The sequence below is a fragment of the Devosia sp. YR412 genome (genome assembly GCF_900110945.1).
Classification (GTDB): domain Bacteria; phylum Pseudomonadota; class Alphaproteobacteria; order Rhizobiales; family Devosiaceae; genus Devosia.
Window position 1 is genome coordinate 13,196 of sequence record NZ_FOFL01000003.1, and the last position, 24,119, is coordinate 37,314.

Annotated in this window: 28 protein-coding genes; 13 read left to right on the forward strand and 15 right to left on the reverse strand. The window is 62.9% G+C overall.

Features of this window, described 5'->3' with window-relative positions:
* The first annotated feature begins 104 nt into the window (after positions 1 to 104).
* Positions 105 to 893: a glycoside hydrolase family 25 protein gene (locus BM045_RS11155; RefSeq protein WP_244522970.1), complete on the forward strand. Its 789-nt coding sequence runs from the start codon at positions 105 to 107 to the stop codon at positions 891 to 893.
* Positions 894 to 1,213: 320 nt separating this feature from the next.
* On the opposite strand, the gene BM045_RS19315 is transcribed toward BM045_RS11155, so the two are convergent.
* From BM045_RS19315 to rsmI, 7 genes are all read right to left on the reverse strand, one after another.
* A complete protein-coding gene (locus tag BM045_RS19315; RefSeq protein ID WP_280139463.1) occupies positions 1,214 to 1,336 on the reverse strand; it encodes a hypothetical protein in 123 nt (40 codons plus the stop codon).
* 111 nt (positions 1,337 to 1,447) lie between these two features.
* Complete coding sequence (locus BM045_RS11160; RefSeq protein WP_092183275.1) at positions 1,448 to 2,089, reverse strand: MarC family protein; 642 nt, start codon at positions 2,087 to 2,089, stop codon at positions 1,448 to 1,450.
* Positions 2,090 to 2,145: 56 nt separating this feature from the next.
* Positions 2,146 to 2,340, reverse strand: a complete 195-nt coding sequence (locus BM045_RS11165; protein WP_092183277.1) for a DUF2283 domain-containing protein — start codon at positions 2,338 to 2,340, stop codon at positions 2,146 to 2,148.
* Positions 2,341 to 2,533: 193 nt separating this feature from the next.
* Positions 2,534 to 2,914: a hypothetical protein gene (locus tag BM045_RS11170; protein WP_092183279.1), complete on the reverse strand. Its 381-nt coding sequence runs from the start codon at positions 2,912 to 2,914 to the stop codon at positions 2,534 to 2,536.
* Positions 2,914 to 3,858 (reverse strand): glutathione synthase, encoded by a 945-nt coding sequence (gene gshB, locus BM045_RS11175; RefSeq protein ID WP_092183281.1) that lies wholly within the window; start codon positions 3,856 to 3,858, stop codon positions 2,914 to 2,916. The genes BM045_RS11170 and gshB overlap by 1 nt, the downstream gene beginning before the upstream one ends.
* Before the next feature lie 9 nt (positions 3,859 to 3,867).
* Positions 3,868 to 4,254 carry a YraN family protein gene (locus BM045_RS11180; RefSeq protein ID WP_092183283.1) on the reverse strand — a complete coding sequence of 129 codons (387 nt, stop codon included), beginning with the start codon at positions 4,252 to 4,254 and terminating at the stop codon, positions 3,868 to 3,870.
* Positions 4,223 to 5,110: a 16S rRNA (cytidine(1402)-2'-O)-methyltransferase gene (gene rsmI / locus BM045_RS11185; protein WP_092183285.1), complete on the reverse strand. Its 888-nt coding sequence runs from the start codon at positions 5,108 to 5,110 to the stop codon at positions 4,223 to 4,225. The genes BM045_RS11180 and rsmI overlap by 32 nt, the downstream gene beginning before the upstream one ends.
* 82 nt (positions 5,111 to 5,192) lie before the next feature.
* On the opposite strand from rsmI, the gene BM045_RS11190 reads away from it, so the two are divergent.
* Entirely contained in the window at positions 5,193 to 6,410 is a 1,218-nt protein-coding gene (locus BM045_RS11190) for a penicillin-binding protein activator (protein ID WP_092183287.1), read from the forward strand.
* On the opposite strand, the gene hemW is transcribed toward BM045_RS11190, so the two are convergent.
* From hemW to rph, 4 genes are read right to left on the reverse strand one after another with little or no spacing between them, the layout of a single operon-like run.
* On the reverse strand, positions 6,407 to 7,564 hold the full coding sequence (hemW, locus tag BM045_RS11195; RefSeq protein WP_092183289.1) for a radical SAM family heme chaperone HemW: 1,158 nt from the start codon (positions 7,562 to 7,564) through the stop codon (positions 6,407 to 6,409). The genes BM045_RS11190 and hemW overlap by 4 nt on opposite strands.
* The gene (gene rdgB, locus BM045_RS11200; protein ID WP_092184151.1) at positions 7,554 to 8,192 is read right to left on the reverse strand and encodes an RdgB/HAM1 family non-canonical purine NTP pyrophosphatase; all 639 of its coding nucleotides are present in this window, start codon (positions 8,190 to 8,192) and stop codon (positions 7,554 to 7,556) included. The genes hemW and rdgB overlap by 11 nt, the downstream gene beginning before the upstream one ends.
* A gap of 2 nt (positions 8,193 to 8,194) precedes the next feature.
* Positions 8,195 to 8,338, reverse strand: a complete 144-nt coding sequence (locus tag BM045_RS18905) for a hypothetical protein (protein WP_170848474.1) — start codon at positions 8,336 to 8,338, stop codon at positions 8,195 to 8,197.
* Positions 8,335 to 9,051, reverse strand: a complete 717-nt coding sequence (gene rph, locus BM045_RS11205; protein ID WP_092183291.1) for a ribonuclease PH — start codon at positions 9,049 to 9,051, stop codon at positions 8,335 to 8,337. Before rph ends, BM045_RS18905 begins: the two co-directional genes overlap by 4 nt.
* A 140-nt stretch (positions 9,052 to 9,191) precedes the next feature.
* Here rph and hrcA point away from each other — a divergent pair, with 140 nt between their 5' ends.
* Both hrcA and grpE read left to right on the forward strand, forming a co-directional pair.
* Complete coding sequence (gene hrcA / locus BM045_RS11210) at positions 9,192 to 10,265, forward strand: heat-inducible transcriptional repressor HrcA (protein WP_092183293.1); 1,074 nt, start codon at positions 9,192 to 9,194, stop codon at positions 10,263 to 10,265.
* A gap of 67 nt (positions 10,266 to 10,332) precedes the next feature.
* A complete protein-coding gene (grpE, locus tag BM045_RS11215; protein WP_092184153.1) occupies positions 10,333 to 10,908 on the forward strand; it encodes a nucleotide exchange factor GrpE in 576 nt (191 codons plus the stop codon).
* A gap of 157 nt (positions 10,909 to 11,065) precedes the next feature.
* Here grpE and pncA read toward each other — a convergent pair whose 3' ends face one another.
* A complete protein-coding gene (gene pncA / locus BM045_RS11220) occupies positions 11,066 to 11,701 on the reverse strand; it encodes a bifunctional nicotinamidase/pyrazinamidase (RefSeq protein WP_092183295.1) in 636 nt (211 codons plus the stop codon).
* Positions 11,702 to 11,710: 9 nt separating this feature from the next.
* Positions 11,711 to 13,480 carry an aminodeoxychorismate synthase component I gene (pabB, locus tag BM045_RS11225; protein WP_092183298.1) on the reverse strand — a complete coding sequence of 590 codons (1,770 nt, stop codon included), beginning with the start codon at positions 13,478 to 13,480 and terminating at the stop codon, positions 11,711 to 11,713.
* Between the two features lie 227 nt (positions 13,481 to 13,707).
* Between pabB and dnaK the strand changes: the two genes are divergently transcribed.
* The 5 genes from dnaK (at position 13,708) to BM045_RS11250 (ending at position 19,864) form a co-directional block, all read left to right on the forward strand.
* Positions 13,708 to 15,621, forward strand: a complete 1,914-nt coding sequence (gene dnaK / locus BM045_RS11230) for a molecular chaperone DnaK (RefSeq protein WP_092183300.1) — start codon at positions 13,708 to 13,710, stop codon at positions 15,619 to 15,621.
* A gap of 129 nt (positions 15,622 to 15,750) precedes the next feature.
* Positions 15,751 to 16,212 carry a hypothetical protein gene (locus BM045_RS11235; protein ID WP_092183302.1) on the forward strand — a complete coding sequence of 154 codons (462 nt, stop codon included), beginning with the start codon at positions 15,751 to 15,753 and terminating at the stop codon, positions 16,210 to 16,212.
* 256 nt (positions 16,213 to 16,468) lie between these two features.
* The gene (locus BM045_RS11240) at positions 16,469 to 17,539 is read left to right on the forward strand and encodes an alpha/beta hydrolase (protein ID WP_170848475.1); all 1,071 of its coding nucleotides are present in this window, start codon (positions 16,469 to 16,471) and stop codon (positions 17,537 to 17,539) included.
* A 194-nt stretch (positions 17,540 to 17,733) separates the two neighbouring features.
* On the forward strand, positions 17,734 to 18,873 hold the full coding sequence (gene dnaJ / locus BM045_RS11245) for a molecular chaperone DnaJ (protein WP_092183306.1): 1,140 nt from the start codon (positions 17,734 to 17,736) through the stop codon (positions 18,871 to 18,873).
* Between the two features lie 133 nt (positions 18,874 to 19,006).
* A complete protein-coding gene (locus BM045_RS11250) occupies positions 19,007 to 19,864 on the forward strand; it encodes a glycosyltransferase family 8 protein (RefSeq protein WP_092183308.1) in 858 nt (285 codons plus the stop codon).
* A 4-nt stretch (positions 19,865 to 19,868) separates the two neighbouring features.
* Here BM045_RS11250 and BM045_RS11255 read toward each other — a convergent pair whose 3' ends face one another.
* Positions 19,869 to 20,276 carry a VOC family protein gene (locus BM045_RS11255; protein ID WP_092183310.1) on the reverse strand — a complete coding sequence of 136 codons (408 nt, stop codon included), beginning with the start codon at positions 20,274 to 20,276 and terminating at the stop codon, positions 19,869 to 19,871.
* Positions 20,277 to 20,394: 118 nt separating this feature from the next.
* On the opposite strand from BM045_RS11255, the gene BM045_RS11260 reads away from it, so the two are divergent.
* Genes BM045_RS11260 through BM045_RS11275 form a run of 4 tightly spaced genes read left to right on the forward strand, consistent with a single transcriptional unit; the run spans position 20,395 to position 23,077 of the window.
* Positions 20,395 to 20,940 carry an NADPH-dependent FMN reductase gene (locus BM045_RS11260; RefSeq protein WP_092183312.1) on the forward strand — a complete coding sequence of 182 codons (546 nt, stop codon included), beginning with the start codon at positions 20,395 to 20,397 and terminating at the stop codon, positions 20,938 to 20,940.
* A 5-nt stretch (positions 20,941 to 20,945) separates the two neighbouring features.
* The gene (locus tag BM045_RS11265) at positions 20,946 to 21,578 is read left to right on the forward strand and encodes a histidine phosphatase family protein (RefSeq protein WP_092184155.1); all 633 of its coding nucleotides are present in this window, start codon (positions 20,946 to 20,948) and stop codon (positions 21,576 to 21,578) included.
* 33 nt (positions 21,579 to 21,611) lie between these two features.
* Positions 21,612 to 22,310: an orotidine-5'-phosphate decarboxylase gene (gene pyrF / locus BM045_RS11270; protein WP_092183314.1), complete on the forward strand. Its 699-nt coding sequence runs from the start codon at positions 21,612 to 21,614 to the stop codon at positions 22,308 to 22,310.
* The gene (locus BM045_RS11275; protein WP_092183316.1) at positions 22,307 to 23,077 is read left to right on the forward strand and encodes a TIM barrel protein; all 771 of its coding nucleotides are present in this window, start codon (positions 22,307 to 22,309) and stop codon (positions 23,075 to 23,077) included. The genes pyrF and BM045_RS11275 overlap by 4 nt, the downstream gene beginning before the upstream one ends.
* Here BM045_RS11275 and BM045_RS11280 read toward each other — a convergent pair.
* Positions 23,074 to 23,823, reverse strand: a complete 750-nt coding sequence (locus tag BM045_RS11280) for a hypothetical protein (protein WP_092183318.1) — start codon at positions 23,821 to 23,823, stop codon at positions 23,074 to 23,076. The two genes, BM045_RS11275 and BM045_RS11280, sit on opposite strands and share 4 nt — an antisense overlap.
* Positions 23,824 to 24,119: the final 296 nt, after the last annotated feature.

Below are 24,119 nucleotides of genomic sequence, written 5' to 3' on the forward strand. Positions count from 1 at the left end.
AACCGCAGCATGTTGAATCAAATGCAGTTTTGTATTTGCGTGAGTGCTGCCCGATGCTTGCCAGCAGGCCCTTTCCCTCGTTTTCCGCGATCGCAAAAGGCGCAATGTCGGCGCTGATGGCGGCGGTTCTGGTGGCCTGTTCCTCGGGCGGCGGCCTCTATGGCCCGATCCAGGGCGACAATCGTCCACATTCCGGCGTCGACCGGGCGCGCGGCATGCCGATCCAGGGCATCGATGTTGCGCGCTATCAGGAAAACATCGACTTCCGCCAGGCCTTCCAGTCCGGCATCCACTTCGTTTTCATGAAGGCCACCGAAGGCAAGGACTACCTCGATCCCAACTTCCGGCTGAACTGGCAGCGTGCTCGCGAGGCCGGCATGCCGCGCGGCGCCTATCACTTCATGACCTGGTGCTCGCTAGCTTCGGAACAGGCGGCCTGGTTCATCCAGAATGTGCCCAATGATCCCGATGCGCTGCCGCCGGTGCTGGATCTCGAGTGGAACAACCACTCCTCCTGCAAGAACAAGCCGAGCCGGGCCGATGCGCTGGAAAAGATCCGCTACATGCTCGACGCCATGGAGCGTCATACCGGCAAGCTGCCGATCATCTATACCGACATGAACTTCCACCGCGACATCCTGAACGGCGAATATTTCCCTAATGCCTTCTGGCTGCGCTCGACCGCCGCCGAGCCGCATGAGCGCTATGGCAACCGCACCTGGACCTTCTGGCAGTGGACGCAGACCGGCGTGGTGCGCGGTGTGCGCGGCGAGGTCGATCGCAATGCCTTCTATGGCGGGCAGAACGAATGGATCCAGTTCCTGCTGACCGGCTGCGACCCGCGGGCCATCGCCTCGCTGGGACCGACAGGACGGTGCCAGTCGGCCAAGTAAAGCGCTTTCAGGAAAAGTGGTGGCCGGTTTTCCGGTTCGAAAGCGCGACTGAAAACCGCGCTGGACAGCGAATCGGCTGAGGTCTAGCGTCTAAACATCATTGAACTGGGCCATCGGGCCCCGCAGCGAGGAGAGCGTGTCATGGCCAAGGGTCAGATGAAGAGCAACAAGGAAGCCAAGAAGCCGAAGAAGGACAAGGTCGAAGCGGCCAAGAATGTCACCGGTCTCGGTTCGGGCAGCGCCGGCAATTCCAAGAAGTAAGACTTTTAGCCTTTGACGTTTCAGAAGGCGGTTGGCGGAAGCCGGCCGCCTTTGTCGTTTCAGCCGATCGGCATGGGTGAGAGGTTGACCATCAGTACCTCGACGGCAGCCATCTCGGGCGTTGCGGCGCTGGCGGCCAGCAGGGCCAGTATGGTCAGGGAAACAATTGCCGCGATGCGCATCGGTCAGCCAGTTGCTACAAATCTGACCTATCGATTGCGCTTTGCCGACCCAGTGGTCAATTGCCGCGTTAAGACTTGCTTAACGATAAAATTTTAGCCAGCGACCGGAGCTTAAGTGGCGACGCCACCGAGCAGGCCGCTGGTCTTGATGCCGTCGAAAACGAATTGCACGGCTAGCGCTGCGAGCAGAATACCGACGACGCGCGAGACCACGGCAAGCCCCGTGACGCCGAGCAGGCGCTGGATGGGAATGGCAACCAGAAGCGTCAGCCAGGCGAGGAACAGGATCACCACGACTGCCAGCAGCACGGCCCAGAATTCGAGGTCGGTCTTGGCACCTGTCGTGAGCAGGATCACCGCGGAAATGGCGCCCGGGCCGGCCAAAAGCGGCATGGCCAGCGGAAACACGGCGATATCATCGCGCGAACGGGCCTCCACCTCTTCCTCGTCAGTGGTGCCGGTGCCGCCCGAATGGCGGGCAAAGACCATGTCGATGGCGATCAGGAACAGCAGCAGGCCACCGGCGGTGCGCAGGGCCGGAATGGTGATGCCGAAGACGCCAAGGATCGGATTGCCCAGCACGCCGAACAGTAGGAGGATCACCCCGGCAATGATCACGCCGCGTGTGGCAAAGGCAAAGCGCTCCCGGGCCGTATTGCGCTTGGTCAGCGCCGCGAAGATGAAGGCAATGTCGGCCACACCCACAGTGGCAAACAGGGTGGCAAAGGCGACGAAGAAAGTGGTTGTGGGCATGGCGCTTGTCCCCGTTGGGCACAAGACCTAGCGGGAAAGCAAGGCTTTGCCCACCCCTAGGGGTCAGGCGGCTTGTCGAGCAGATCGGCGGAGAGATGCGCCCTTGCGTCGAGGACTTCCATGCCGACGATGCGGCCATCGGCGTCATAATCGAGCACGATGCCGGCGGACACCTCTTCGCTCTCTTTCACCTGTTCAGGCGAGAAGCGGATATAGGCAGCATTGGCTTCGCGATCATAGGTCACTTTCATCGCAGCACCTCACTGCCGGGGACAACGCAAAATATCACCCCAGCCACCGGGCGGCACCTCCCCCTTTACGGGGGAGGCTGGGAGGGGGTGTGAGTGCCCCTATGTAAATCGGGTTCAACCGCCCCCTCCCTAGATCCCTCCCCGCAAGGGGGAGGGTGTCGACTGAAAAGTCTGGCTCAAAGAGAAAGAAGAGTTACAGCAGTCTCGCGCCCGTCGCCAAGCCCGCCAGAACCAACAGCGCCGCCACATCGAGCCAGCCCTTTGATCGGTTCAGCCATTCCGGCCGCGGCTTGGTCGTCGGCAGAAACCGGAGCAGCCACACCGCGCCATAGCCGACCCAGACCAGGAAGAAAGCCACCATCCAGAGATTGGTCCAGCCGCCGCGGCCGAAGCCGACCATGATGCGGGTGACGCCGGCGCCGAGCAGGATGAAGAGCAGGTAGAAGCCGGTGACGAAGAGCGAATTGCGCCAATAGGGCAGGGTCAGCCGCTGGTCGAGCGGCATGGTCTTGCGCCAGCGGCGATAGAGGAACCAGCCTATGCCGCCCAAGATCGCCGCCAGCAGAGCCCACATCAGGCGCGGCGCTTTTCGATGGCATCCCAGATCAGCACGGCAATATCGGGGCCGCCGAAGCGCTTGATCTCGCGAATGCCGGTGGGGGAGGTGACGTTGATCTCGGTCAGGTAGTCGCCAATCACGTCGATGCCGACGAAAATCATGTCCCGTTCCTTGAGCGCCGGCGCGATGGTGGCGCAGATTTCGCGGTCGCGGGCGGTCAGCTCGATGAATTCGGGACGGCCGCCGACATGCATGTTGCTCCGCGCTTCGCCTTCGGCAGGAATGCGGTTGAGGCCAGCCACGGGCTCGCCGTCGATGATGATGATGCGCTTGTCGCCCTTGCGCACGTCCGGCAGGTAGCGCTGGATCATGAAGGGTTCGCGATAGTTCTGCTCGAACAGTTCCAACAGGCTGGCGAGATTGTGGTCGCCTTCCTGGATAAAGAAGACGCCGGCGCCGCCATTGCCGTAGAGCGGCTTGACGATGATATTGCCATGCTCCTTACGGAAGGCATGGATCATGGCCCGGTCGCGCGTCACCAGCGTCGGCGGCATCAGCTCGGGGAATTCAGTGACGAGAATCTTCTCGGGCGCATTGCGCACGGCGGCGGGCGGATTGACCACGAGGGTCTTGGGGTGGATGCGCTCCAGCAGGTGACTGATGGTGATGTAATTCATGTCGAAGGGCGGATCCTGGCGCATCAGCACCACGTCCTGGGTGGAGAGATCCACCCGGCGCTCTTCACCAAGGGTAAAATGCTCGCCCTTGGGCGCGTCGGTCACCGTGATCGGCTGGGCCAGAGCGGTGAGGACATTGTCGCGCAGGGCCAGCGTATCGGCGGTGTAGTGCAGCAGCTCGTGGCCGCGCGCCTGGGCTTCCAGCATCATGGCGAAGGTGGAATCGCCGCGTGGATTGATGGTGGCGACATGGTCCATCTGGACGGCGACTTTGAGCTTCATAGTGGGTTCTCAGCTGGCATCGAAGGCGTTGGAGATGTGGCGCGGCCATCGGCCTCGTGCAAGGAAAATCACGTCGAAGCGGAATTGTGTTTCGCTGCGGCGCGGGTGGCGGGCCAACCAATACTGCGCGGCACGGGAAATGCGCGACTGGTTGATGCCTTCCAATGTCATGGCTTCGGTCTCGGCCTTGCTGCGCGCCTTGACCTCGACAAAGGCCAGCGTGCCGAAGCGGGTGGCGATCAGGTCGATCTCGCCGACCGGGGTTTTGTAGCGGCGAGCGATGATGCGGTAGAGCTTGAGCCGCAGGTACCAGGCGGCCAAAGCCTCGCCGCGATGGCCACCGCGATAGGCCTCGATCCGCGCCTTACTTTTCGGCTTTGAGGGCGAGGGCGGCATCATAGACCTCCTTGCGCTTGAGCCCGTATTGTTCGGTCACGGCGTCAACGGCAGCGCGCAGCGGTTGGTCGGCCATGGCTTTCAGCAGGTCGGCCTGCCAGTCGGCGGCATCGGGGGCAGCTGGTTCGGCAGCGCCGGCGACAATGATGACCGCCTCGCCCTTGGTTTCTGTATCGGCGAATTCCTGCGCCAGTTCGGTCAACGTACCGCGATGCACGCGCTCGAAACGCTTGGTCAGTTCCAGCGCCACCGCGGCCTGTCGCCCGGGCCAGAGAGTGGCCATGGCGGCGAGGGTATCGTCGAGCCGGCGGGGGCTTTCGTAAAAGACCAGGGTTTCACGTGAATCGCTCAGCGCCCTGAGCGCATTGCCACGGGCGCCGGCCTTGTTGGGCAAAAAGCCATGGAAGGCAAAGGCATCGGTGGGGAGGCCGGCGACGACCAAAGCCGACAAGAGCGCCGAGGCGCCGGGGATGGCGAAGACCGGTTGGTTGGCTTCGGCGAGAGCGCGGATCAGCGGGAAGCCGGGATCGGAGAGCAGGGGGGTGCCGGCATCGGAAATCAGGGCGATGGCCGCCCCGGCGGCGATGCGGTTGACGATGTCGTCGGCCTTGGCGCGCTCATTGTGCTCGTGCAGGGCAATGCGGCGGGCCTTGATGCCATAGTGGTCGAGCAGCCGCGCCGACATGCGGGTGTCTTCGCAAAGGATGACCGAGGCGGCCGCCAGCGTCTCCAGCGCACGGATGGTGATGTCGCGCAGATTGCCGATCGGGGTGGCGACAACATAGAGGCCGGGCGCCAGCGGCGGGGCTGTGAAAGTGGTGCCGGCGATGAAATAGCCGGGGGTCGTTTCCGTCATGCGTAGCAAGCCCGTCGGGTTGAGAATTGGTTAAGCAATTGCTGCCAAGTGTTAACAGACTGCTAGCATTGAGGGGCCGAAAATGCGGATTCTCGGAAAGGCTGGTTTTGGCCTGGCGCTTTTGGCGCTGGCCGCCTGTTCGCCGATCCAATTGGGCTCACGCGTCCTCGATTTCGGCGCCCCGGTCAGCTTCAATAGCGCGCAGACTATCCCCAACCAGAGTGCAACGCCAATCCTGCCGAGCAGCGCCACGCAGCGCTTCGGTCGTGGGCCGGTGCAGGTGTCGCTGCTATTGCCGCTGAGCGGCGATCCTGGACTTGCCTCGGTCGGCCAATCGCTGGCCAATGCGTCGCGGTTGGCCATCCAGTTCATCGAGGCCAATCCCAATATCGCCGAGAACATCACCATCACCTTGCGCGATACCGGGGCGACAGTGGGTGGCGCGACGGCGGCGGCCAGCGCTGCGGCGAGCGAGGGGGCGAAGCTGATCCTCGGGCCGTTGCGGGCCGATCAGGTGACGGCGGCGGGTGCGGTAGCGCGCAGCGCGGGTATTCCGCTGATCGGCTTTTCCAACAATCCGAGCGCGGCGGGACCGAGCGTTTATCTGCTGAGTGTGCTTCCAGACATGGAAATGAAGCGCTCGCTCAATTGGGTGAAGACCCAGGGCCGGCGCGGCATTGCCGGGATTTTCCCGGCCGGCGATTTTGGTCAGGCGCAGCAGGCCGCCTTCCGGCAGCAGGCGGCGGCGGCCGGCTTTGCCCCGCAGGCGGTCTATACGTTCGCCTCGCCGGCCGAGGCGCAGCAGATCGTCAGCCAGGCGCTGCCGCACATTCGCAATGGGATGATCGACACGATCTTCATCCCTGACCGCGCGTCGGCGCCGAATTTCAGCCTGCTGCTGGCCCAAGCGGGCGTGGCGCCGGGCACGGTGCAGCTGGTGGGCTCGGCCGATTGGGAGGGTGATCCGGCCATCATGGCTTCCACGCAGCTGGCGGGCGCCATCTATCCTGCGGTCGATCCGGCCGGGCGGGCGGCGATCATGGCGGATTACCAGCGCCAGTTCGGCGGCATGCCGCATGCGTTGGCTACCATCGCCTATACGGCGACGATCCTCGCCAATGTGAAGACGCTGTCTCTGGCCAATCCGCCCTACAATCCAACGCTGATGACCAATGCCACGGGCTTCAATGGCCGAGACGGGATGTTCCGGTTCTTGGTCAACGGCCGGGCGGAATATGCGCTGGCACTGAAGAAACTGGTGCAGGGTGGGGCGCAGATGGTCGAGGGGGCGCGGCTCTAAGCTGCCAAGTCCGCGACCACCGCATCCAGCACCGGGAAACCCTTGTCGGTCACGCGGAGATTGCCGTTGGGCAAGGTTTCGACGAAGCCGTAGCCCTTGAGGGCGTCGATCTGGCTGCGCGAAATCTGGCGGCCGGAAATGGCGGTAAAGCGGGCGGGCGAAATGCCTTCCTTGAGGCGCAGGCCCATGACGAGGAACTCGTCGCCCTGTTCTTCCCAGGTCAGCACATCGTCGGTGACAAGGCCGTGGCCCTTGGCGACGACCTGCTTCTGCCAGTCGAAGGGCATTTTCTCGGCCGCAGTGGCGTGGCGCTGGTTGTTGATCATCAGCCGGCCATGAGCCCCCGGACCGATGCCGGCATATTCGCCATAGCGCCAGTAGAGCATGTTGTGCGTGCTTTCCTGGCCGGGGCGGGCATGGTTGGAAATCTCGTAGGCGGGCAGGCCCGCTTCCTTGGTCAGCTCGTGGGTCAGCTCATAGAAGTCGGCAGCCAGATCCTCGTTAGGCATCTTGAGCTTGCCAGCCTGATGCAGGTCGAAATAGCGCGTGCCCTGCTCGATGGTCAGCATATAGAGGCTGATGTGACCCTGGGCAAGCCAGAGGCCTTCCTTGAGCTCGTCTTCCCAATCCTCAAGCGTCTGCCTGGGCCGGCCATAAATCAGATCGAAACTAGACCGATCAAACACCGACTGCGCAATGCGCACGGCGGCAATGGCCTCCTCGACCGTATGACGGCGGCCCAGTTCCGCCAGCGGACCCTCGCGCAACGACTGTACGCCGAGTGAGACACGGTTGACGCCGGCCGAGCGATAGCCCTTGAAACGATCGACCTCGACGCTGGTCGGATTGGCTTCGAGCGTGATCTCGGCCTTGGAGTCGATCGTCCAGTGCTTGGCGATGGCGTCGATGATGCGCCCGGTCGACTGCGGATTCATCATCGAGGGCGTGCCGCCGCCAAAAAAGATCGACTGCACCTTGCGCCCGGGCGTCATCGCCGCGGTGGTGGCAATCTCGCGCTCATAGGCGGCGACATAGTCGATCTCGTCGAAGGGGCCGCGGTGGACATGCGAGTTGAAATCGCAATAGGGGCACTTGGACGCGCAGAACGGCCAGTGCACGTAAACCCCGAACATGTCGTTGGGGCTATTGCTCAATCTGCTGCTCCACAAACTTGGCAAAGGAGCGGGCGCGGTGGGAGAGACCCTGCTGGCCGGGCGCCCAGGAGTGCTTCATCTCGGCGGTCATCTGGCCGAAGGTGATGTCATAGCCATCAGGCATGAAGACAGGATCATAGCCATGGCCGCGCTCGCCGCGCGGCGGCCAGACCAGGGTACCAAAACACTGGCCGTGATAGATGACGTCGCGGCCATCGGGATGGGCAAGGCAGAGCGTGGCGTTGAACGAGGCTTTACGTTCTCCGGGACTAGTCGCATTGGCCGCCTGCAGCGCATCTTCGACGCGCTTCATGGCGTGGTTGAAATCGCGCGGCACGCCGGCCCAGTCGGCAGTATAGACGCCGGGATCGCCATTGAGCGCGTCGACGCAAAGGCCGGAATCGTCAGATAGCGCCAGCATGCCGGAGGCACTGGCCGCAGCATGGGCCTTGATGCGGGCGTTTTCAGCAAAGGTGGTGCCGGTTTCTTCCGGTTCGGGCAGGCCGAGCTCGCCGGCCGAGGTCAGTTCCAGACCGAAGGGCTCGAACAGCTCCTGGAATTCCTTGAGCTTGCCGGCATTATGCGTGGCCAGCACCAGCCGGTCGCCTTCGCGGAGGCGCGGGATCAGGCTCACTTGCTGGCCCTCGGCTTGGCATCGAGGGCACGCGACACGTCGTGCCACAGGGCGCAGTTCTCGGGGGAGATGGTGCGCTGGGTTGCCGCCGGCTTTTGGGCCGTGGAATTCGCGACTTTTTTGAGGAGCCAGCCGATCATGCCGAAAGAGCCTCCTGCTGGAACAGGCTCAACTCGCCAATGCCCTGTTCGGCAAGGCTCATCAGGCTGTCGAGTTCTTCGCGGGAGAAGGGCGCGCCTTCTGCGGTGCCCTGGATTTCGACGAATTTGCCGGAACCGGTCATGACAAAATTGGCGTCGGTCTCGGCTTCGACATCTTCGAGATAATCGAGATCGAGCAGAGGCGTGCCGCGATAGATGCCGCAGGAAACCGCCGCGACCGAATCGCGGAGAGCCTTGCCCTTGGTCAGCTTGCGCTCGTCCATCCACTTGATGGCATCGGCCAGCGCCACATAGGCGCCGGTGATCGAGGCGGTGCGGGTGCCGCCATCGGCTTCGAGCACGTCGCAATCGAGGGTGATCTGGTTTTCGCCAAGCAGCTGCAGGTCGACCACGGCGCGGAGCGAGCGGCCGATCAGGCGCTGGATTTCCTGGGTCCGGCCGGACTGCTTGCCGGCGGTGGCTTCGCGACGGGTGCGCGAGCCGGTGGCGCGGGGCAGCATGCCATATTCGGCGGTGACCCAGCCCTGGCCCTTGCCGCGCAGCCAGCCGGGAAGGCTGGTTTCGACCGAGGCGGTGACGAGGACCTTGGTGTTCCCGAATGAGACGAGGCAGGAGCCCTCCGCCTTCATGGCGACATTGCGCTCGATTTTGACATCGCGCATCTGATTGGGCTTACGTCCGGAAGGGCGCATCAAGAATCCGACTAGAAATTGCTGTTAACCGCCTCTTAACCCTCATTGGCCGGGCTCACAAGCCGGAGTGGCTTGGCGCGCGGCAGCAATGCGCTTAAATGAGAGCGCAGGGTTAAAGCGGAAGATTTTATCCAAACCTCATGGTCAGACCGCCCGAAGACTTTCTGAGCGTTCTCAACGCGCGCAGCCAGGACATTTTCAAGAAGATCGTCGAACGCTATCTCGATACCGGCTCGCCGGTCGGGTCGCGCGATCTGAGCCGTATGCTGCAGACTGGTCTGTCGCCGGCCTCGGTGCGCAATGTGATGGCGGATCTCGAAGATCTTGGCCTGATCGCCGCGCCGCATACTTCTGCCGGCCGCGCCCCGACGCAGGAGGGCCTGCGGTTTTTCGTCGATGCCATGCTGGAGGTTGGCGCGGTCAACGAGAGCGAGCGCAGCCAGATCGCCAAGAGCATAGAGGGGCAGCGTCGTGGCCAAGTCGAGGATGTCCTGACTGAAGCCAGCCAATTGCTCTCGGGCCTCAGCCAGGGCGCCGGGGTGGTGATTGCCACCAAGGCCGACATTATCCTGCGCCATATCGAATTCGTGCGGCTCGACGCCGCCCGCGCCATGGCGATTTTGGTCGGACAGGACGGGCAGGTGGAAAACCGCATCATGGACATCCCGCCGGGACTGACCGCTTCGGCGCTGACCCAGGCCGGCAATTACCTCGCCCATCACGTGGTGGGCCGCACCATTGCCGAGGCGCGCAAGGCGCTGAGCGCGCTGCGGGCCGAACAGCGGGCGGAGCTGGACGAGCTGACGCAGAAGCTGGTCGATGCCGGCATTGCCACGCTCAGCCAGGCCTCGCCGTCGAGCCAGCCGACCATCATCGTGCGCGGCCGCGGCAATCTGATCAATGACGCCATGGCCAGCGACGAGCTGCTGCGCATGCGGCAATTGTTCGATGAGCTGGAAAGCAAGGACGGGCTGCTGGACCTGCTCGGCGACGCCGAAGAGGCGCAGGGCGTGCGCATCTTTATCGGCTCGGAAAACAAGCTGTTTTCGCTCTCGGGCTCGTCCGTCATCCTCTCGCCCTACAAGGATGCCAATGACAAGGTGGTGGGCGTCTTGGGAGTGATAGGCCCAACACGCCTCAACTATGCCCGCATCGTGCCGGTGGTGGATTATACTGCCCATGTGATCAGCGCGATGATGGCGCGCAAACGCTAGGGTTGAAAAAACCGCCGCGTTGGCCGATATCCGTGGCAAATCCTCAAACTTGCGGAACGAAACAATGATGAGCGACGAAAACGCCGCCTCGGGCGAGACGCCTGAAGTCGAAACCCCGGCACCGGCCGTCGATCCGATCGAGGCCCTGCGCGCCGAAAATGCCGAGCTCAAGGATCGCGTGCTGCGCAGCCATGCCGAGATGGAAAACCTACGCAAGCGCACCGAGCGCGACGTCAATGACACGCGCAGCTATGCTATCGCCGGCTTTGCTCGCGACATGTTGAGCGCCACCGATGCCCTGAGCCGCGCCCTGATGGTGCTGCCGGCCGAAGCCCGCGAATCGGGCGACGCCACCACCAAATCGCTGATCGACGGCATCGAGCTGGCCGAGCGCGAAATGCAGCGCCTGCTGGCCAAGCATGGCGTCAAGCCGATCGAGGCCGAAGGCCAGAAGTTCGATCCGCACAAGCATCAGGCGATGTTCGAAGTGCCCGATCCCAGCAAGCCGGAAGGCACTGTGGTCCAGGTGGTGCAGGCCGGCTTTGCCATCGGAGAGCGCGTGTTGCGTCCGGCCATGGTCGGCGTGGCCAAGGGTGGCCCGAGCCATGCCCCGGCGGACGAGGCGATTGATAAGAGCGCGTAAGCTCTGCTGTTCGGCTTAGGTTTAGCGTTTCACGTGAATCCCCGCGCAAGCGGGGATTTTCTTTTGTGAGATGGCCGCTTGGCGCGCCGCAACCCGGATCGTCATCCTCGGGCTTGACCCGAGGGTGACGCGCGGTGGGTGTGGGTCAGTTCGCTGGCTAGCCCAGGATTTCCTTGCTCTGCACCCGCTTCACATCCGCATCGGCCATATCGGCCCAGGCCTTCGCGAGACTCCCGCCATTGTCGATGGCGCGGGTGGCGTCTTCGATGACCGTCACGTCGTAGCCGGCGGCTGAACCATCGATAGCCGTCCAGCCAACGCAATAGTCGGTAGCGAGGCCGACGATATAGAGGCGGCCGACGTCGCGTTCGTTGAGATAGCCGGCGAGGCCGGTCTGGGTCTCGCGGTCGGCTTCCTGGAAGGCGGAGTAGCTGTCGATCTCGCGGCGAAAACCCTTGCGCAGGATCAACTGGCCGTGCGGGATATCGATATCGACCGACAGGGCCGCGCCATGGGTGGCCCAGACGCAATGATCGGGCCACAGCACCTGGGTGCCATAGGGCAGTTCGACGGTTTCGAAGGGGTTCTTGTCGGGATGCTGGCTGGCGAAGCTCAGGTGATCGGCCGGGTGCCAGTCCTGGGTGAAGACGACATTGGTGAACTGTTTTGCCAGGGTGTTGATCAGCGGCACGATTTCGTCGCCACCGGACACCGCCAGGCTGCCGCCGGGCAGGAAATCGTTCTGCATGTCGACAACGACCAGCATGTCATTGGGTTGGATTTCGATGGTCATGGTCGTCTCCTAGGTTCTGACATATTGGGCCCGCAGCAGGCCGCGGACGGAATTGCCGAGCCAGATTGCCTCGGCACTGTCGAGGTCGTCCAGCGTCAAAAGCTGTTCCACGGCCTTGCCTGTGGCGATGAGCTCGGCGCGCAAAGTGCCGGGCAGGAGGCCGGAGCTGAGGGGTGGGGTGAGCAGCATGCCGTCGCGCTCGATGAAAAGATTGGTGATCGAGCCCTCAGCCAATTCGCCGCGCTGGTTGAGAAAAACCACTTCATCGACGCCGAGGGCTGCATGGGCACGCTGGCGCGGCTCATCGTAGAAGGCGCGGTTGGTGGTCTTGTGCATCAGCCAGAGGCTTTGCGAGTCGAGACGTTCGGGGGCAATGGCGAAGCGGAAGACGTCCGGATTGGGTGGCAGGGGAACGGCGGTCATCGCCGGACCGGAAGCATCCAGAGTCAGCCGGACGCGCATGAGGGGTTCGGCGAAATTTTGCGATTGGAGCAAGGTCATGATCGCAGCACGGTCATAAGGTAGCGCGAAATAGGCGGCCGAGGCTTCCATGCGGGTGAGGTGCCGGTCGAGCAGCGTGTAGCCGGTGTCGCGCTGCCAGAGCAGGGTTTCGATCAGGGTGACGGGTTTTGCCGGTTCGGTGAAAAATGCCATCTTGAGCAGGGCCTCGCGATATTCCTCTGCCGCGACACTATCGGCGACTATGCCGCCACCGATGCCGATTTCGCCCTGGCCGGAATTGTCGATGACGGCGGTGCGGATGGCGACATTGAGGGTGAAGTCGCCTGTCGGGGCGAAGTGGCCGATCGAACCAGTGTAGAGCCCGCGTGGGCCGGCTTCGACCTCGCGGATGATTTCCATGGCGCGCAGTTTCGGTGCGCCAGTGATCGAGCCGCAGGGGAAGAGATTAGCCAGCACATCGGCGGTGCCGACATCCGGGCGGCGTTTCGCCGTGATGCCCGAGGTCATGGTGTGGAGGGTCTGGTAGGTTTCCACGGTAAAGAGGTCGGTGACCTTGACCGAGCCGATCTCGGCAATGCGGCCGAGGTCGTTGCGCAAGAGATCGACGATCATAAGATTCTCGGCGCGGTTCTTTTCGTCATTGGCGAGAGCTATGCGACCGGCCTCATCTTCGGCGAGGGTGCGGCCACGCTTCAGGGTGCCCTTCATCGGGCGAGCAGACAAAGCGTTGTCGCGGCTGGAGACGAAGAGTTCAGGGGAGCGCGAGAGGATCCACTGGGTGCCGGTGTTGATCAGCGCGCCATAGGCGACGGCCTGCTTGCGGACCAGCTCGCGATAGAGCGCCACCGGATCGCCCTCAAGGCGGAAATCGGCCTTGAGGGTGAGGTTGACCTGATAGGTGTCGCCGGACGCGATCAACTCCTTGACCCGATCGAAGGCCAGGCCATAGCGCGCCTCGTCCCAGCGCGGGGTAATGTCGAAGGCCGTGCCGACTTTATCACCGGCGATGGCGGCGAGACGCTGGTCGACTTCGGCGGCGCTCAGGCGCTCGGGGGCATTATAGAGCCCAAGCCAGAGCAGGGGGGCATCTTTGGGCAGAAAAGGCTCAAGCCGTTCCTCGAAGGCAAAGCCGGCCTCATAGGCCAGATAGCCGGCGGCATGGAGGCCGGCTCGGTTGGCGGCTTCGAGCTGGGTCAGCGCCGCCTTTATGCCGGCACCATTGCGGGCCACAAGCACGTCGCGGGGCTGCGAGAACCAGAGGTTTTCGCCATGCGGGTAGAGCGTATCGTGCAGCAGCACTGTGCCGGGGGTGAACATGGCCGCACTTCTAGGCAGATTTGCCGGCCTCGTCACCGGTCAGGTGACTGGCAGAACGGCGCAAAACTCTCGTCACGGCGCTTGAAGCACTTGGGCCACCCCCCTATATACGCCGCAGGCCCAGCGATGGGCACATTCATGTTGCAAGGAACCCGGCCCTTCCCGGCCACGGAGCTGCCTCGCGAGAGGGGCTTCACCATGGGTTTGCTGAAAGAAAGGCTCGTTTAATGGCTAAAGTCATCGGTATCGACCTGGGCACCACCAATAGCTGCGTTGCAGTGATGGACGGCTCCAATCCAAAGGTCATCGAAAACGCCGAAGGTGCCCGCACCACCCCCTCGATGGTCGCTTTCTCCAAGGATGGCGAACGCCTCGTCGGCCAGCCGGCCAAGCGCCAGGCCGTCACCAATCCCGAAGGCACGCTGTTTGCCGTCAAGCGCCTGATCGGGCGCCGCTATGACGACAAGGTCGTCGCCAAGGACAAGAATCTCGTCCCCTTCAAGATCGTGGCCGCCGACAATGGCGATGCCTGGGTCGAAGCCTCGGGCGACAAGTATTCCCCGAGCCAGGTCTCGGCGATGATCCTGCAGAAGATGAAGGAAACCGCTGAGAGCTATCTCGGCGAGACCGTCACCCAGGCCGTCATCACCGTCCCGGCCTACTTCAACGACAGCCAGCGCCAGGCCACCAAGGACGCAGGCAAGATTGCCGGCCTTGAAGTGCTGCGCATCATCAACGAGCCGACGGCTGCTGCGCTCGCTTACGGCCTCGACAAGAAGAACACCGGCACGATCGCGGTCTATGACCTTGGTGGCGGCACGTTCGACGTGTCGATCCTCGAAATCGGCGATGGCGTCTTCGAAGTGAAGTCGACCAATGGCGACACCTTCCTCGGTGGCGAAGACTTCGACATGCGTCTGGTCGACTACCTGGCCGACGAGTTCAAGAAGGAGCAGGGCATCGACCTGCGCTCCGACAAGCTCGCGCTGCAGCGCCTCAAGGAAGCTGCCGAAAAGGCCAAGATCGAACTGTCGAGCTCGACCCAGACCGAAATCAACCTGCCCTTCATCACGGCAGATGCTTCGGGCCCCAAGCACCTGACGCTGAAGCTCTCGCGCTCCAAGCTCGAGACGCTGGTTGACGACCTGATCCAGAAGACCATGGACCCGTGCAAGCAGGCCATGAAGGATGCAGGCATCACTGCCGCCCAGATCGACGAAGTCGTGCTGGTCGGTGGCATGAGCCGCATGCCCAAGGTCCAGGAACTGGTCAAGCAGCTGTTCGGCAAGGAGCCGCACAAGGGCGTCAATCCGGACGAAGTCGTGGCGCTGGGCGCGGCGATCCAGGCCGGCGTGCTGCAGGGCGACGTCAAGGACGTGCTGCTGCTCGACGTGACCCCGCTGTCGCTGGGCATCGAAACGCTGGGTGGCGTGTTCACCCGTCTGATCGATCGCAACACGACCATTCCGACCAAGAAGAGCCAGACCTTCTCGACCGCCGAAGACAGCCAATCGGCCGTGACCATCCGCGTGTTCCAGGGCGAACGCGAAATGGCCGCCAACAACAAGCTGCTGGGCAATTTCGACCTGGCCGGCATTCCGCCCGCACCGCGTGGCGTGCCGCAGATCGAAGTGACCTTCGACATCGATGCCAACGGCATCGTGCAGGTTTCGGCCAAGGACAAGGGCACCGGCAAGGAGCAGCAGATCCGCATCCAAGCTTCGGGTGGTCTTTCTGACGCCGACATCGAAAAGATGGTCAAGGAAGCCGAGCAGAATGCCGAAGGCGACAAGCGCAAGCGCGAAGCCGTCGAAGCCAAGAACCAGGGCGAAAGCCTGATCCACTCGACCGAAAAGTCGGTCAAGGAATATGGCGACAAGGTTTCGGCTGAAGACAAGGCTGCCATCGAGGCAGCCATCGTCGAGCTCAAGGCCGTGATCGAAGGCGATGACGGCGAGCTGATCAAGGAAAAGACCGAAGCGCTGGCCCAGGCCTCGATGAAGCTGGGCGAGGCCATGTACAAGGCCAGCCAGGCGGAAGCTGAAGCCAAGGCCAATGGCACGCAGGACGAGGATGAAGACGACGTCGTCGACGCCGACTTCGAAGAGGTCAAGGACGACGACGACAAGAAGTCGGCGTAAGTCTTCTGCCTAAGTGAATTGAAGGGTCCGGTGCAAACCGGGCCCTTTTTTCATGCCTATCGTAACCACGACGCCATCTGGCCGTGCCAATCCATTCGCTATTTGCCGGCATATGGCCTAGGGTCAGGAATGAACATTCCAGACCCCCAAACTTTCACCGACCCCGACAAGCTGCGCAAGCTGATGGCCAATGCAGTCCGCCTCGGTTACTTGGACCTCGCCTTTGGCTGCCAGATGCGCATTGCCGAGCTGGCGGGCGCTGCCCATAGCGACGAGATCGAGCGCGCATTCTTTACCGGCCTCGTGGCTGCCGAGGAATTCCGCACTGCCGATAACGGTCGCTCCACCAAGCTGATCAATATCCGCGCCCGCCACAAGAAGTTCGGCGCGATCCGCGTGCTCACCGATCTGGTGATGGCACCCGATCTCAGCGACGGCTTTGCCAAGCTGGTCGAGCACAAGCGCAGCGACCTGACCGCTGAGGCCATCGTGCTCAACCACGAAGACCAGTTCAGCGTCGATGCGGTCAATGCCGCGCGCAAGAAGCTGATGGACAATAATGTGAACCTGGGCGAGACGGCGGAAGCTTAATTCCGCGCGGCTCGCATGAACCAACACTCTCGGGCTTGCTCGGGGGTGTTTTGCTTTGTGCATGGCGCCGCGTCTCAGCCATTCGACCATAGGCCTCATGGCCTTCCCGGCTAAAATCCTTCCACTGGAAGAATTTTGCGCGTAGCCGCCGCCGGGAAGTTTCACGTGAATCCTTGCCGTAATGTTGGCTCATTCACGCCCAAGTGAAACCCGCTTCTTTGATCATAGATCAGCTCACGAAATTGCGAGGCCGCTGATGTCCGATTCTGGCCAGGATCATTCACCCACAATTACCCCATCCGATTCCATCGGCCGGCTTGCCGAGCTGATTGGCGGCGATCCGATGAGCCGGATCGATGCCGACATGAAGCATGTGCTCGACCGCATGGTTGAGCTGGGTGCCCGTTCGCTCGAACATCTGTCGCCCGAGGCGGCCCGCAGCCAGCCGCGCGCCAGCGAGGCGATCGATGCCATCCTCAGCCAACAGAGCCGCGAGCGGCCCGATGATGGCGTCGCGGCCGAGGACTTTTCGATACCTGGCGTCGAAGCCGAAACCACGCTGCCGGCGCGGATCTATCGTCCGGCAGGGCTGTTGAGCCGGCTCAATCCGATGGTGCTGTATTTCCACGGCGGCGGCTTTGTCACCGGCGATCTCGACAGCCATGATGCTTCGGCCCGAGCCATTGCACGGCGCACCGGCGCTATCGTGGTGTCGGTGGATTATCGGCTGGCGCCCGAGCATGCTTTTGCCGCGGCGCATGACGATGCCTGGGCCGCCTGGCGCTGGCTGAGCAAGCAGGCCGCCGAGCTGGCCGGCGATCCGAAACGCCTCGCCGTGGCCGGTGAAGATGCCGGCGGCAATCTGGCCATGCATGTCGCGCTGACGGCGCGGGACCAGCGCGTCACCCAGCCGGTGCATCAATTGCTGATCCATCCGATTGCCGGTGGCGATCTGGCGACGCCAAGCTATGGCGAAATGCTGCGGGCGCGGCCGATCGGCCTGCCGGCCATGCGCTGGCTCTTCCGGCATTTGCTGGAGGATCTCGACGCGCTCAAGGATCCGCGCATCGATCTCGTCGCCCGCGACGATCTGGCCGGTGCGGCGCCGGCCACCCTGGTGCTGGCCGGGCTGGACCCGCTGCGCTCGGAAGGGGAGCACCTGGCCGAAGTGCTGGAAAGTGCCGGCGTGCCGGTGACCGCCTGGACCTATGAGGGCGTGACTCAGGGCTTTTTTGGCCTCGGTCTCGTCGTCACCAAGGCGCTGTTTGCCCAGTCCGATGCGGCCGACGCGCTGAGCAAGGCCTTTGCACCGAGCCGCCGCAGCTAGACGGTTCCGAATCAGCATTGTTGAAGCGCTGGCCCGCTCTTGCTATGAGCGGGCCATTGGTTTGCCTGTTGCGACCCCAGCCCCTTGTGGTGCGCGGGGTCGATTGCCATCTAGGGGTGGCTTGCGGCGACAGCCTGAGGCTTAAGATTTGACGGGGCGCGGATGACGCGACCCGTGGCATTGGAGACGTTTTCTTGTCCAAACGGGATTTCTACGAGGTGCTCGGCGTTGCAAAGGGCGCCGATGACGCTGCGCTCAAGAGCGCTTATCGCAAACTCGCCATGCAGCACCACCCCGATCGCAATCCGGGCAATGCCGAGTCGGAATCCAAGTTCAAGGAAATCAACGAGGCCTACGATACGCTCAAGGACGGCCAGAAGCGCGCCGCCTATGACCGCTTCGGCCATGCTGCCTTCGAAAACGGCGGGCGCGGCGCGGCCGGCGGCGGCTTCGGCAATGATTTCAATTCCTCGATGTCGGATATCTTTGAAGACATTTTCGGCGACTTCATGGGCGGCGGCCAGGGCCGGCGCGGTGGTGGCGGGGCGGCCAAGCTACGTGGCGCCGACCTGCGCTATAATCTCGAAATCTCGCTCGAAGAAAGCTTTGAGGGCCGTACCGTCGAGATCGACGTGCCGACTTTGGTCGGCTGCGATACCTGCGACGGTTCTGGCGCCAAGCCGGGCACCGGCACCCATACCTGCCGCCAGTGCAATGGCCATGGCAAGGTGCGCGCGGCGCAGGGTTTTTTCACCATCGAGCGCACCTGCCCAGTCTGCCAGGGCCGCGGGCAGATGATGGATGCGCCCTGCGAGGATTGTTCGGGCCAGGGCCGTCGCCAGGAAAACCGCAAGCTCTCGGTCGATATCCCCAAGGGCATCGAGGATGGCACACGCATTCGCCTCGCCAATGAGGGCGAAGCCGGGCTGCGCGGTGGCCCGCCGGGCGATCTCTACATCTTCATTTCCATTCGCCCGCATGACCTGTTCCAGCGCGATGGGGCAGACCTTTATGCCCGCGTGCCGATTGCCATGACGACGGCAGCTCTGGGTGGTGAGTTCGAAGTGCCGACGCTGGATGCGGCGCGGGCCAAGGTCAAAGTTGCCGCCGGGACCCAGCCGGGGCAGCGCGTGCGGCTCAAGGGCAAGGGCATGCCGGTGCTGCGCAGCAAGGATGTCGGCGATCTCTATGTGCAGCTCGATATCGAGACGCCACAGGCGCTAAGCCGCCGCCAGCGCGAATTGCTGGAAGAATTCGCCAAGCTGGAGACTGAAGAAAACAGCCCGACGTCGGGTGGGTTCTTCAGCAAACTCAAGAAAATGTTTGAGGCTTGAGACCGTTAAAAAACGCCCCAGTGGGGCGTTTTTAGGTCTCAAGGCCACGAGACCTATGGCCGAGTGGCACGAAGACTCAGACCTTCAGTACGCCAAGCCGTCTCGTGGCAGACAGTCAGTGCAGGGGTGAAACTTGATCGAAATCGCACTGACCTTCGACGACAAGTTCTGGGCCCCGGCCTATGCGACGATGCGCTCGGTCTGCCTCACCGCGCATCATCCGGGAAATATCCGCTTTCACCTGCTGACCGACGGCATCACGCCCGAGCATCGTGCGGCGCTTGAGACTATTGCCAGCGACTATGGCGCCACGCTCAACCTCGTCAACCTGGCCGCCAGCAATGTGCTGGGCACCCGCATCGTCGGCTTCCCGGCCATCCGCATGCAGCGCTTCCACCCGGTGATCTATGCCCGGCTGTTCCTCGGCGAACTGCTGCCGTCTGATGTCACCAAAGTGCTCTATCTCGACAGCGACACTTTCGTGCGCAGCGATATTGCCGTGCTTTACGACACGGACCTTGAGGGCAAGGCGATCGCGGCAGCGCTTCAGCCGGACCGCATGCATTGCATTGCCGGCAAGGACCTGCGCAGCCGCACGGCCTTTTCCATGGCCGAGCCCTATTTCAACTCCGGCGTGATGCTGATCGACATGGCGCAATATCGCGGCGTGGATTTTTCAGCCGTGCTGAAGGCCAGCCTGCCGCAGTCGGAAATCGAGATGTTCTACTACGACCAGGACATCGTGAATTTCTGCTTCAAGGGGCGGATCCTCGAGCTCGACTATCGCTGGAACCTGCAGAATCCCGAGCCGGCGCACGAGATCCTCAATCCGCATATCCTGCATTATTCGGCCAATCCCAAGCCGTGGTTCATCTGGTCGCGCGTCGCCTTCAAGCGCACCTACCGGCACCTGATGACCAACGAGTATTTCTACCAGTATCGCCGCGAGCGCATGATCCGGCTGGTCAGGAAGCTGTTCCGGCTGGGATAACCGCCTATTCGGTCGGCATCTGGCTCATATCCATCCAGACATACTCCCAGGTGTGCCCGTCGATATCGGCCACTGCGCGGGAATACATGAAGCCGTAGTCCATCACGTCTCGGGTTTCCGTGCCGCCGGCCTTGATGCCGGCCTCGGCGATTTCGTCTACCGCGGCGCGGCTGTCGCGCGACAGCGCATAGAGGGCCCCGGTCTGCGTCAGGCTGTCCGGGATCGGCTTGGAGGAGAACTGGGCGAATTTTTCATGGGTCAGCACCATGACGTAGATGGTGTCGCTGATGACCACGCAGGCGGCGGTCTCGTCGGTGAACTGCGGATTATGATCAAAGCCCAGCGCCTTGTAATAGGCCATGGAGGCGGCAAGGTTGCGCACCGGCACGTTGACGAAGATCATGGTCGACATAGGGTTTCTCCCGAAAGCAAACTGTTCAGAGCTAAAGAAATTGGCCCCGAAAGGTCAATCCTATTGCCTCGACGGTCGGGACACGGCACTTTCGACAGGCGCATAGGATGGAGATCGCATGAAAACGGCCCTCACGCTTTCTGGCTCCATCCGCAAGGGTTCCGAGAACATGCGGCTGCAGGCCCATGTCGGCGGCAAGCTCGAAGCGGCGGGCGTGGCGGTCACGGCCATAAATCTTTCCGATTTTGACATGCCGCTGTTCAACGAGGATCTGGAGGCCGAGCAGACGCCCGAAGCGGCGGTCAAGCTGGCCGAGTTGTGGCGCAGCCATGACATGATCTTCATCGCCAGCCCGGAATATAACGGCGGGGTCCCGCCGCTTTTGGTCAATACCATCACCTGGCTCAGCCGGCAGAAGCCCAGCGTGTTCCGCCATGCGGTATTCGGCATTGGCGGGGTCAGCTCGGGCAAATATGGCACGATCTTTTCGCTGAGCCATCTGCGCGATAGCCTGAGTAAGGTTGGGGCGTTGGTGGTGCCGACGCTGCTCGGCATCGGGCCGGCCGAGGAGGCGCTGGATACCGATGGCAATCCGACCGAGCCGGCGATCATCCGCAAGGTCGAGGCCATCGTGCACGAACTCACCCATTTCAGCCGAGGATGATGGCCATGCGGGCGCTCTATGTTTCGCACCCGCAGGTGCAGATGAATGCCAATGTCCCCGTGCCGCTATGGGGCCTTTCCGCCGAAGGCCGGCGCCGGGCCGAGGCTTTTGCCGTCTCGGGCGTAGTGCCGAAAGGCGCGATGATCTTCTCCAGCCGCGAACGCAAGGCGCTGGAATTGGCGGAGCTCTTGGCGGCGCAGGCGGGCACGCTGGTGCTGAGCGACCACCTGATGGGCGAGAATGACCGCTCTTCCACCGGCTTCCTGCCGCCCGAGCTATTCGAAGCCCATGCCGATCGGTTCTTTGCCGAACCGGAGGTGAGCGTGGCTGGCTGGGAGCGGGCCGTGGACGCGCAGCGCCGCATTGTCGGTACTGTGGCAACCGCGTTGGCTAGCGTGCCCCGAGGCGTGCCGGCGATCTTTTGCGGCCATGGCGCGGTGGGCAGCCTGCTCAAGTGCCATGTGGCCGGCCGGGAAATTTCCCGCGTCGAGGACCAGACCCGCACCGGGGGCACCGGCGGCGGCAATTGCTTTGTCTTCGATCTCAGAGGCGGCGTGCTGCACAGCGAATGGACGCGGCTCGAGGATTTCCAGCCCGAGTGGTTTGCTCCGGTTGCGACGGCGGACGTTTTGCTCTAGTCCCAAGCCGATATTCACATCGGAGGAAGACTCATGGCTGGCCAATTGATCGTGGGCCTCGACGTTTCGACGCGCGCGCGCGCCGAGGAAATCGTGGCTTTGCTGGGCGACAGCGTCGACTTCTACAAGATCGGCTACCAGTGCTTTTACGGCGCCGACGGCTTTGCACTGGGCAAGGCGCTGATCGCCGCCGGCAAGAAAGTGTTCTTCGACCTCAAACTGCTCGACATCGACAATACTGTCGAAAAGGGCGTCGCCGCCTTTGCCGAGACCGGCGCGAGCATGCTGACCGTCCATGCCTATCCCAAGACCATGCGCGCCGCAGCCAAAGCGGCAGCCGGCTCGGGCCTCACCGTGCTGGGTGTCACCGTCCTCACATCGATGGACGATGCCGACGTCAAGGAAGCCGGCTATGAGCGCGATGCGGCAGGCTTGGTCGCGCTGCGGGCGCAGCAGGCGCGCGATGCCGGAATTGGCGGCGTGGTGGCGTCGCCGCATGAGGCGGAAATTGTGCGCACCATCATCGGCTCGCATATGGCCATCGTCACCCCCGGCATCCGCCCGGCCGGCAGTGCCGCCGGCGACCAGAAGCGTATCATGGGTCCGGCCGAGGCGCTGGCCATGGGCGCCAGCCATCTGGTTGTCGCCCGCCCGATCATCGAGGCCGCCGATCCGGCGGCAGCGGCACGGGCGATCCTTGATGAAATGAACCAAGGGACACGCCTCGCATGACCCGCTTTTCCGCCTGCATCGAAATGCTCTTCGCCCCGGAAACCCCCGATTTTGCCCAGCGCATTCACCTGGCCAAGGCGGAAGGCTTCGCACTGGTCGAATTCTGGCTGTGGTCGAACAAGGATCTCGACGCCGTCGCGCGGGCGCTGGATGAGACCGGCATCCAGCTGGCGGGGATCGTGGCCGAGCCCTTTGCCGAACTGACCCGCGCGGGCGATCACGACCGCTTTCTCGCCGGGCTCGAACAAAGCCGCGACGTGGCGCTGCGGCTGGGTGCGCCGGTGCTGATCTGCCAGTCCGGGCCGCTGCTGGAAGGCGTCGATCGCGCCCGCCAGCATGATGCCCTGACCCTGGCCATGAGCCGCTCGGCCGATGTGCTCAAGGGCTCTGGCGTACGGCTGGCGCTGGAGCCGCTCAACGACCGGGTCGATCACCCCGGCTATTACCTGACCAGCACGGCCGAAGCCCTCGACATCTGCGACGCGGTCAACCGTGACGAGATCGGCATCACTTATGATCTCTATCATTCCATGGTGATGGACGAAGACCCCGAACAGGTCGTGGCCGGCCGCCTGCGCCACGTCGCCCATGTCCACCTCGCCGACCATCCGGGGCGCAATGAGCCGGGCAGCGGGGGATTGCCGCTGAAGCAGAAGCTGGCCTGGCTGGAAGGGCAGGGCTATGCGGGCGCGGTGGGGCTGGAGTTCGGGCCGATAGGGAGCACGGCGGATGCGCTGAAGGTGATGCGGGGCAGTTTGGGGAACTAGAGATCGCGCTCCAGCGGAAAGGGTGTTGCTTCCCAGTCGTCTTCAACCTCGAGACGCTGGGCATTCAGTCTTTCCCAGTCTCGCAGAAGGGCCGCGACGCCACGCCGGTCATTGGCGCCGGCTAGCGCCATAAGCTGCCGCATATCCTCCATCGGCTTGAGAAAGCCGTCCGCGAGCTGAATGCGCGACTCGCCTTCGGATCGCGTTCTCGGCTTTTTCAGAAAGCCTTCAGCCTCCGCCCTGATTTTCAGCCACCGCGTTTCCTCCTTGTCGATATAGGCCTGTGCCACGGCGCAGGCCTCGGGCAATCGGCCAAGAGAGGCTAGCACCGAGGCGTGGAGGAAAGCGTCGTGGGACAGGGGCAGCAGCTCCTGGTGCTGCCAGTGCAGCCGGCTCTCCTGCATCAGACGGTAGAGATCCTCGATCTCAGCCAAGGGTCGAAATGGGTATTTCAAGGTCTGCCTGATGTGCTTGGCCAGCGTGCCGTGAAAGTCGGCATCAGTGGACCATCCGACGATCAATTCACGGCTCCAGTTGTCGCTCAAGCGTCCCGAAGGTGGGGCAAACATGACGAGAATTTCTGCGAGGGGCTTGGAAAAGGTCCTATCTGACGAACCAAGAAAACGAATCCGCCGATGGATATGATGGACGGGACGGAGGTAGAGCTGGCGCGGCATCAGAGCCAGATCTTGATGCTCCGCCAATATCGGACGCGTCCATTTCTTGACCTCTGCGATCGTCGTCATGGTCGTGGTCTCACCTCGATAATGTAGATGATGGCACCAGGGTCGTTGCCTGCCAAGTGATCGGCAATTTCCTACCCCTGACGAAGGGGCTCACCCGCGTGGCCCATGTCCACCTCGCCGATCATCCCAGGCGGAATGGGCCGGGCAGCGGTGGACTGCCGCTCAGGCAGAAGTTGGCCTGACTGGAAGGGCAGGGGTATGCGGGCGCGGTGGGGCTGGAGTTTCGGCCGACAGGGACGACGGCGGATGCGCTGAGGGTGATGCGGGGGAGCCTCTAAGGGGCCTTTTGACGGAAT

Excerpts from the sequence above, each read along its gene's own strand:
- hrcA (WP_092183293.1), top strand. The coding sequence starts at position 9,192 with ATGGTCAGACCGCCCGAAGACTTTCTGAGCGTTCTCAACGCGCGCAGC.
- rsmI (WP_092183285.1), bottom strand. The coding sequence starts at position 5,110 with ATGACGGAAACGACCCCCGGCTATTTCATCGCCGGCACCACTTTCACA.
- BM045_RS11235 (WP_092183302.1), top strand. The coding sequence starts at position 15,751 with ATGAACATTCCAGACCCCCAAACTTTCACCGACCCCGACAAGCTGCGC.
- gshB (WP_092183281.1), bottom strand. The coding sequence starts at position 3,858 with ATGAAGCTCAAAGTCGCCGTCCAGATGGACCATGTCGCCACCATCAAT.
- pncA (WP_092183295.1), bottom strand. The coding sequence starts at position 11,701 with ATGACCATCGAAATCCAACCCAATGACATGCTGGTCGTTGTCGACATG.
- BM045_RS11275 (WP_092183316.1), top strand. The coding sequence starts at position 22,307 with ATGACCCGCTTTTCCGCCTGCATCGAAATGCTCTTCGCCCCGGAAACC.
- BM045_RS11255 (WP_092183310.1), bottom strand. The coding sequence starts at position 20,276 with ATGTCGACCATGATCTTCGTCAACGTGCCGGTGCGCAACCTTGCCGCC.
- BM045_RS11155 (WP_244522970.1), top strand. The coding sequence starts at position 105 with ATGTCGGCGCTGATGGCGGCGGTTCTGGTGGCCTGTTCCTCGGGCGGC.
- pabB (WP_092183298.1), bottom strand. The coding sequence starts at position 13,480 with ATGTTCACCCCCGGCACAGTGCTGCTGCACGATACGCTCTACCCGCAT.
- BM045_RS11190 (WP_092183287.1), top strand. The coding sequence starts at position 5,193 with ATGCGGATTCTCGGAAAGGCTGGTTTTGGCCTGGCGCTTTTGGCGCTG.
- BM045_RS11260 (WP_092183312.1), top strand. The coding sequence starts at position 20,395 with ATGAAAACGGCCCTCACGCTTTCTGGCTCCATCCGCAAGGGTTCCGAG.
- BM045_RS18905 (WP_170848474.1), bottom strand. The coding sequence starts at position 8,338 with ATGATCGGCTGGCTCCTCAAAAAAGTCGCGAATTCCACGGCCCAAAAG.
- BM045_RS11265 (WP_092184155.1), top strand. The coding sequence starts at position 20,946 with ATGCGGGCGCTCTATGTTTCGCACCCGCAGGTGCAGATGAATGCCAAT.
- BM045_RS11240 (WP_170848475.1), top strand. The coding sequence starts at position 16,469 with ATGTCCGATTCTGGCCAGGATCATTCACCCACAATTACCCCATCCGAT.
- BM045_RS11165 (WP_092183277.1), bottom strand. The coding sequence starts at position 2,340 with ATGAAAGTGACCTATGATCGCGAAGCCAATGCTGCCTATATCCGCTTC.
- BM045_RS11180 (WP_092183283.1), bottom strand. The coding sequence starts at position 4,254 with ATGCCGCCCTCGCCCTCAAAGCCGAAAAGTAAGGCGCGGATCGAGGCC.
- BM045_RS11160 (WP_092183275.1), bottom strand. The coding sequence starts at position 2,089 with ATGCCCACAACCACTTTCTTCGTCGCCTTTGCCACCCTGTTTGCCACT.
- BM045_RS19315 (WP_280139463.1), bottom strand. The coding sequence starts at position 1,336 with ATGCGCATCGCGGCAATTGTTTCCCTGACCATACTGGCCCTGCTGGCC.
- dnaK (WP_092183300.1), top strand. The coding sequence starts at position 13,708 with ATGGCTAAAGTCATCGGTATCGACCTGGGCACCACCAATAGCTGCGTT.
- rph (WP_092183291.1), bottom strand. The coding sequence starts at position 9,051 with ATGCGCCCTTCCGGACGTAAGCCCAATCAGATGCGCGATGTCAAAATC.
- grpE (WP_092184153.1), top strand. The coding sequence starts at position 10,333 with ATGAGCGACGAAAACGCCGCCTCGGGCGAGACGCCTGAAGTCGAAACC.
- BM045_RS11280 (WP_092183318.1), bottom strand. The coding sequence starts at position 23,823 with ATGACGACGATCGCAGAGGTCAAGAAATGGACGCGTCCGATATTGGCG.
- BM045_RS11170 (WP_092183279.1), bottom strand. The coding sequence starts at position 2,914 with ATGTGGGCTCTGCTGGCGGCGATCTTGGGCGGCATAGGCTGGTTCCTC.
- pyrF (WP_092183314.1), top strand. The coding sequence starts at position 21,612 with ATGGCTGGCCAATTGATCGTGGGCCTCGACGTTTCGACGCGCGCGCGC.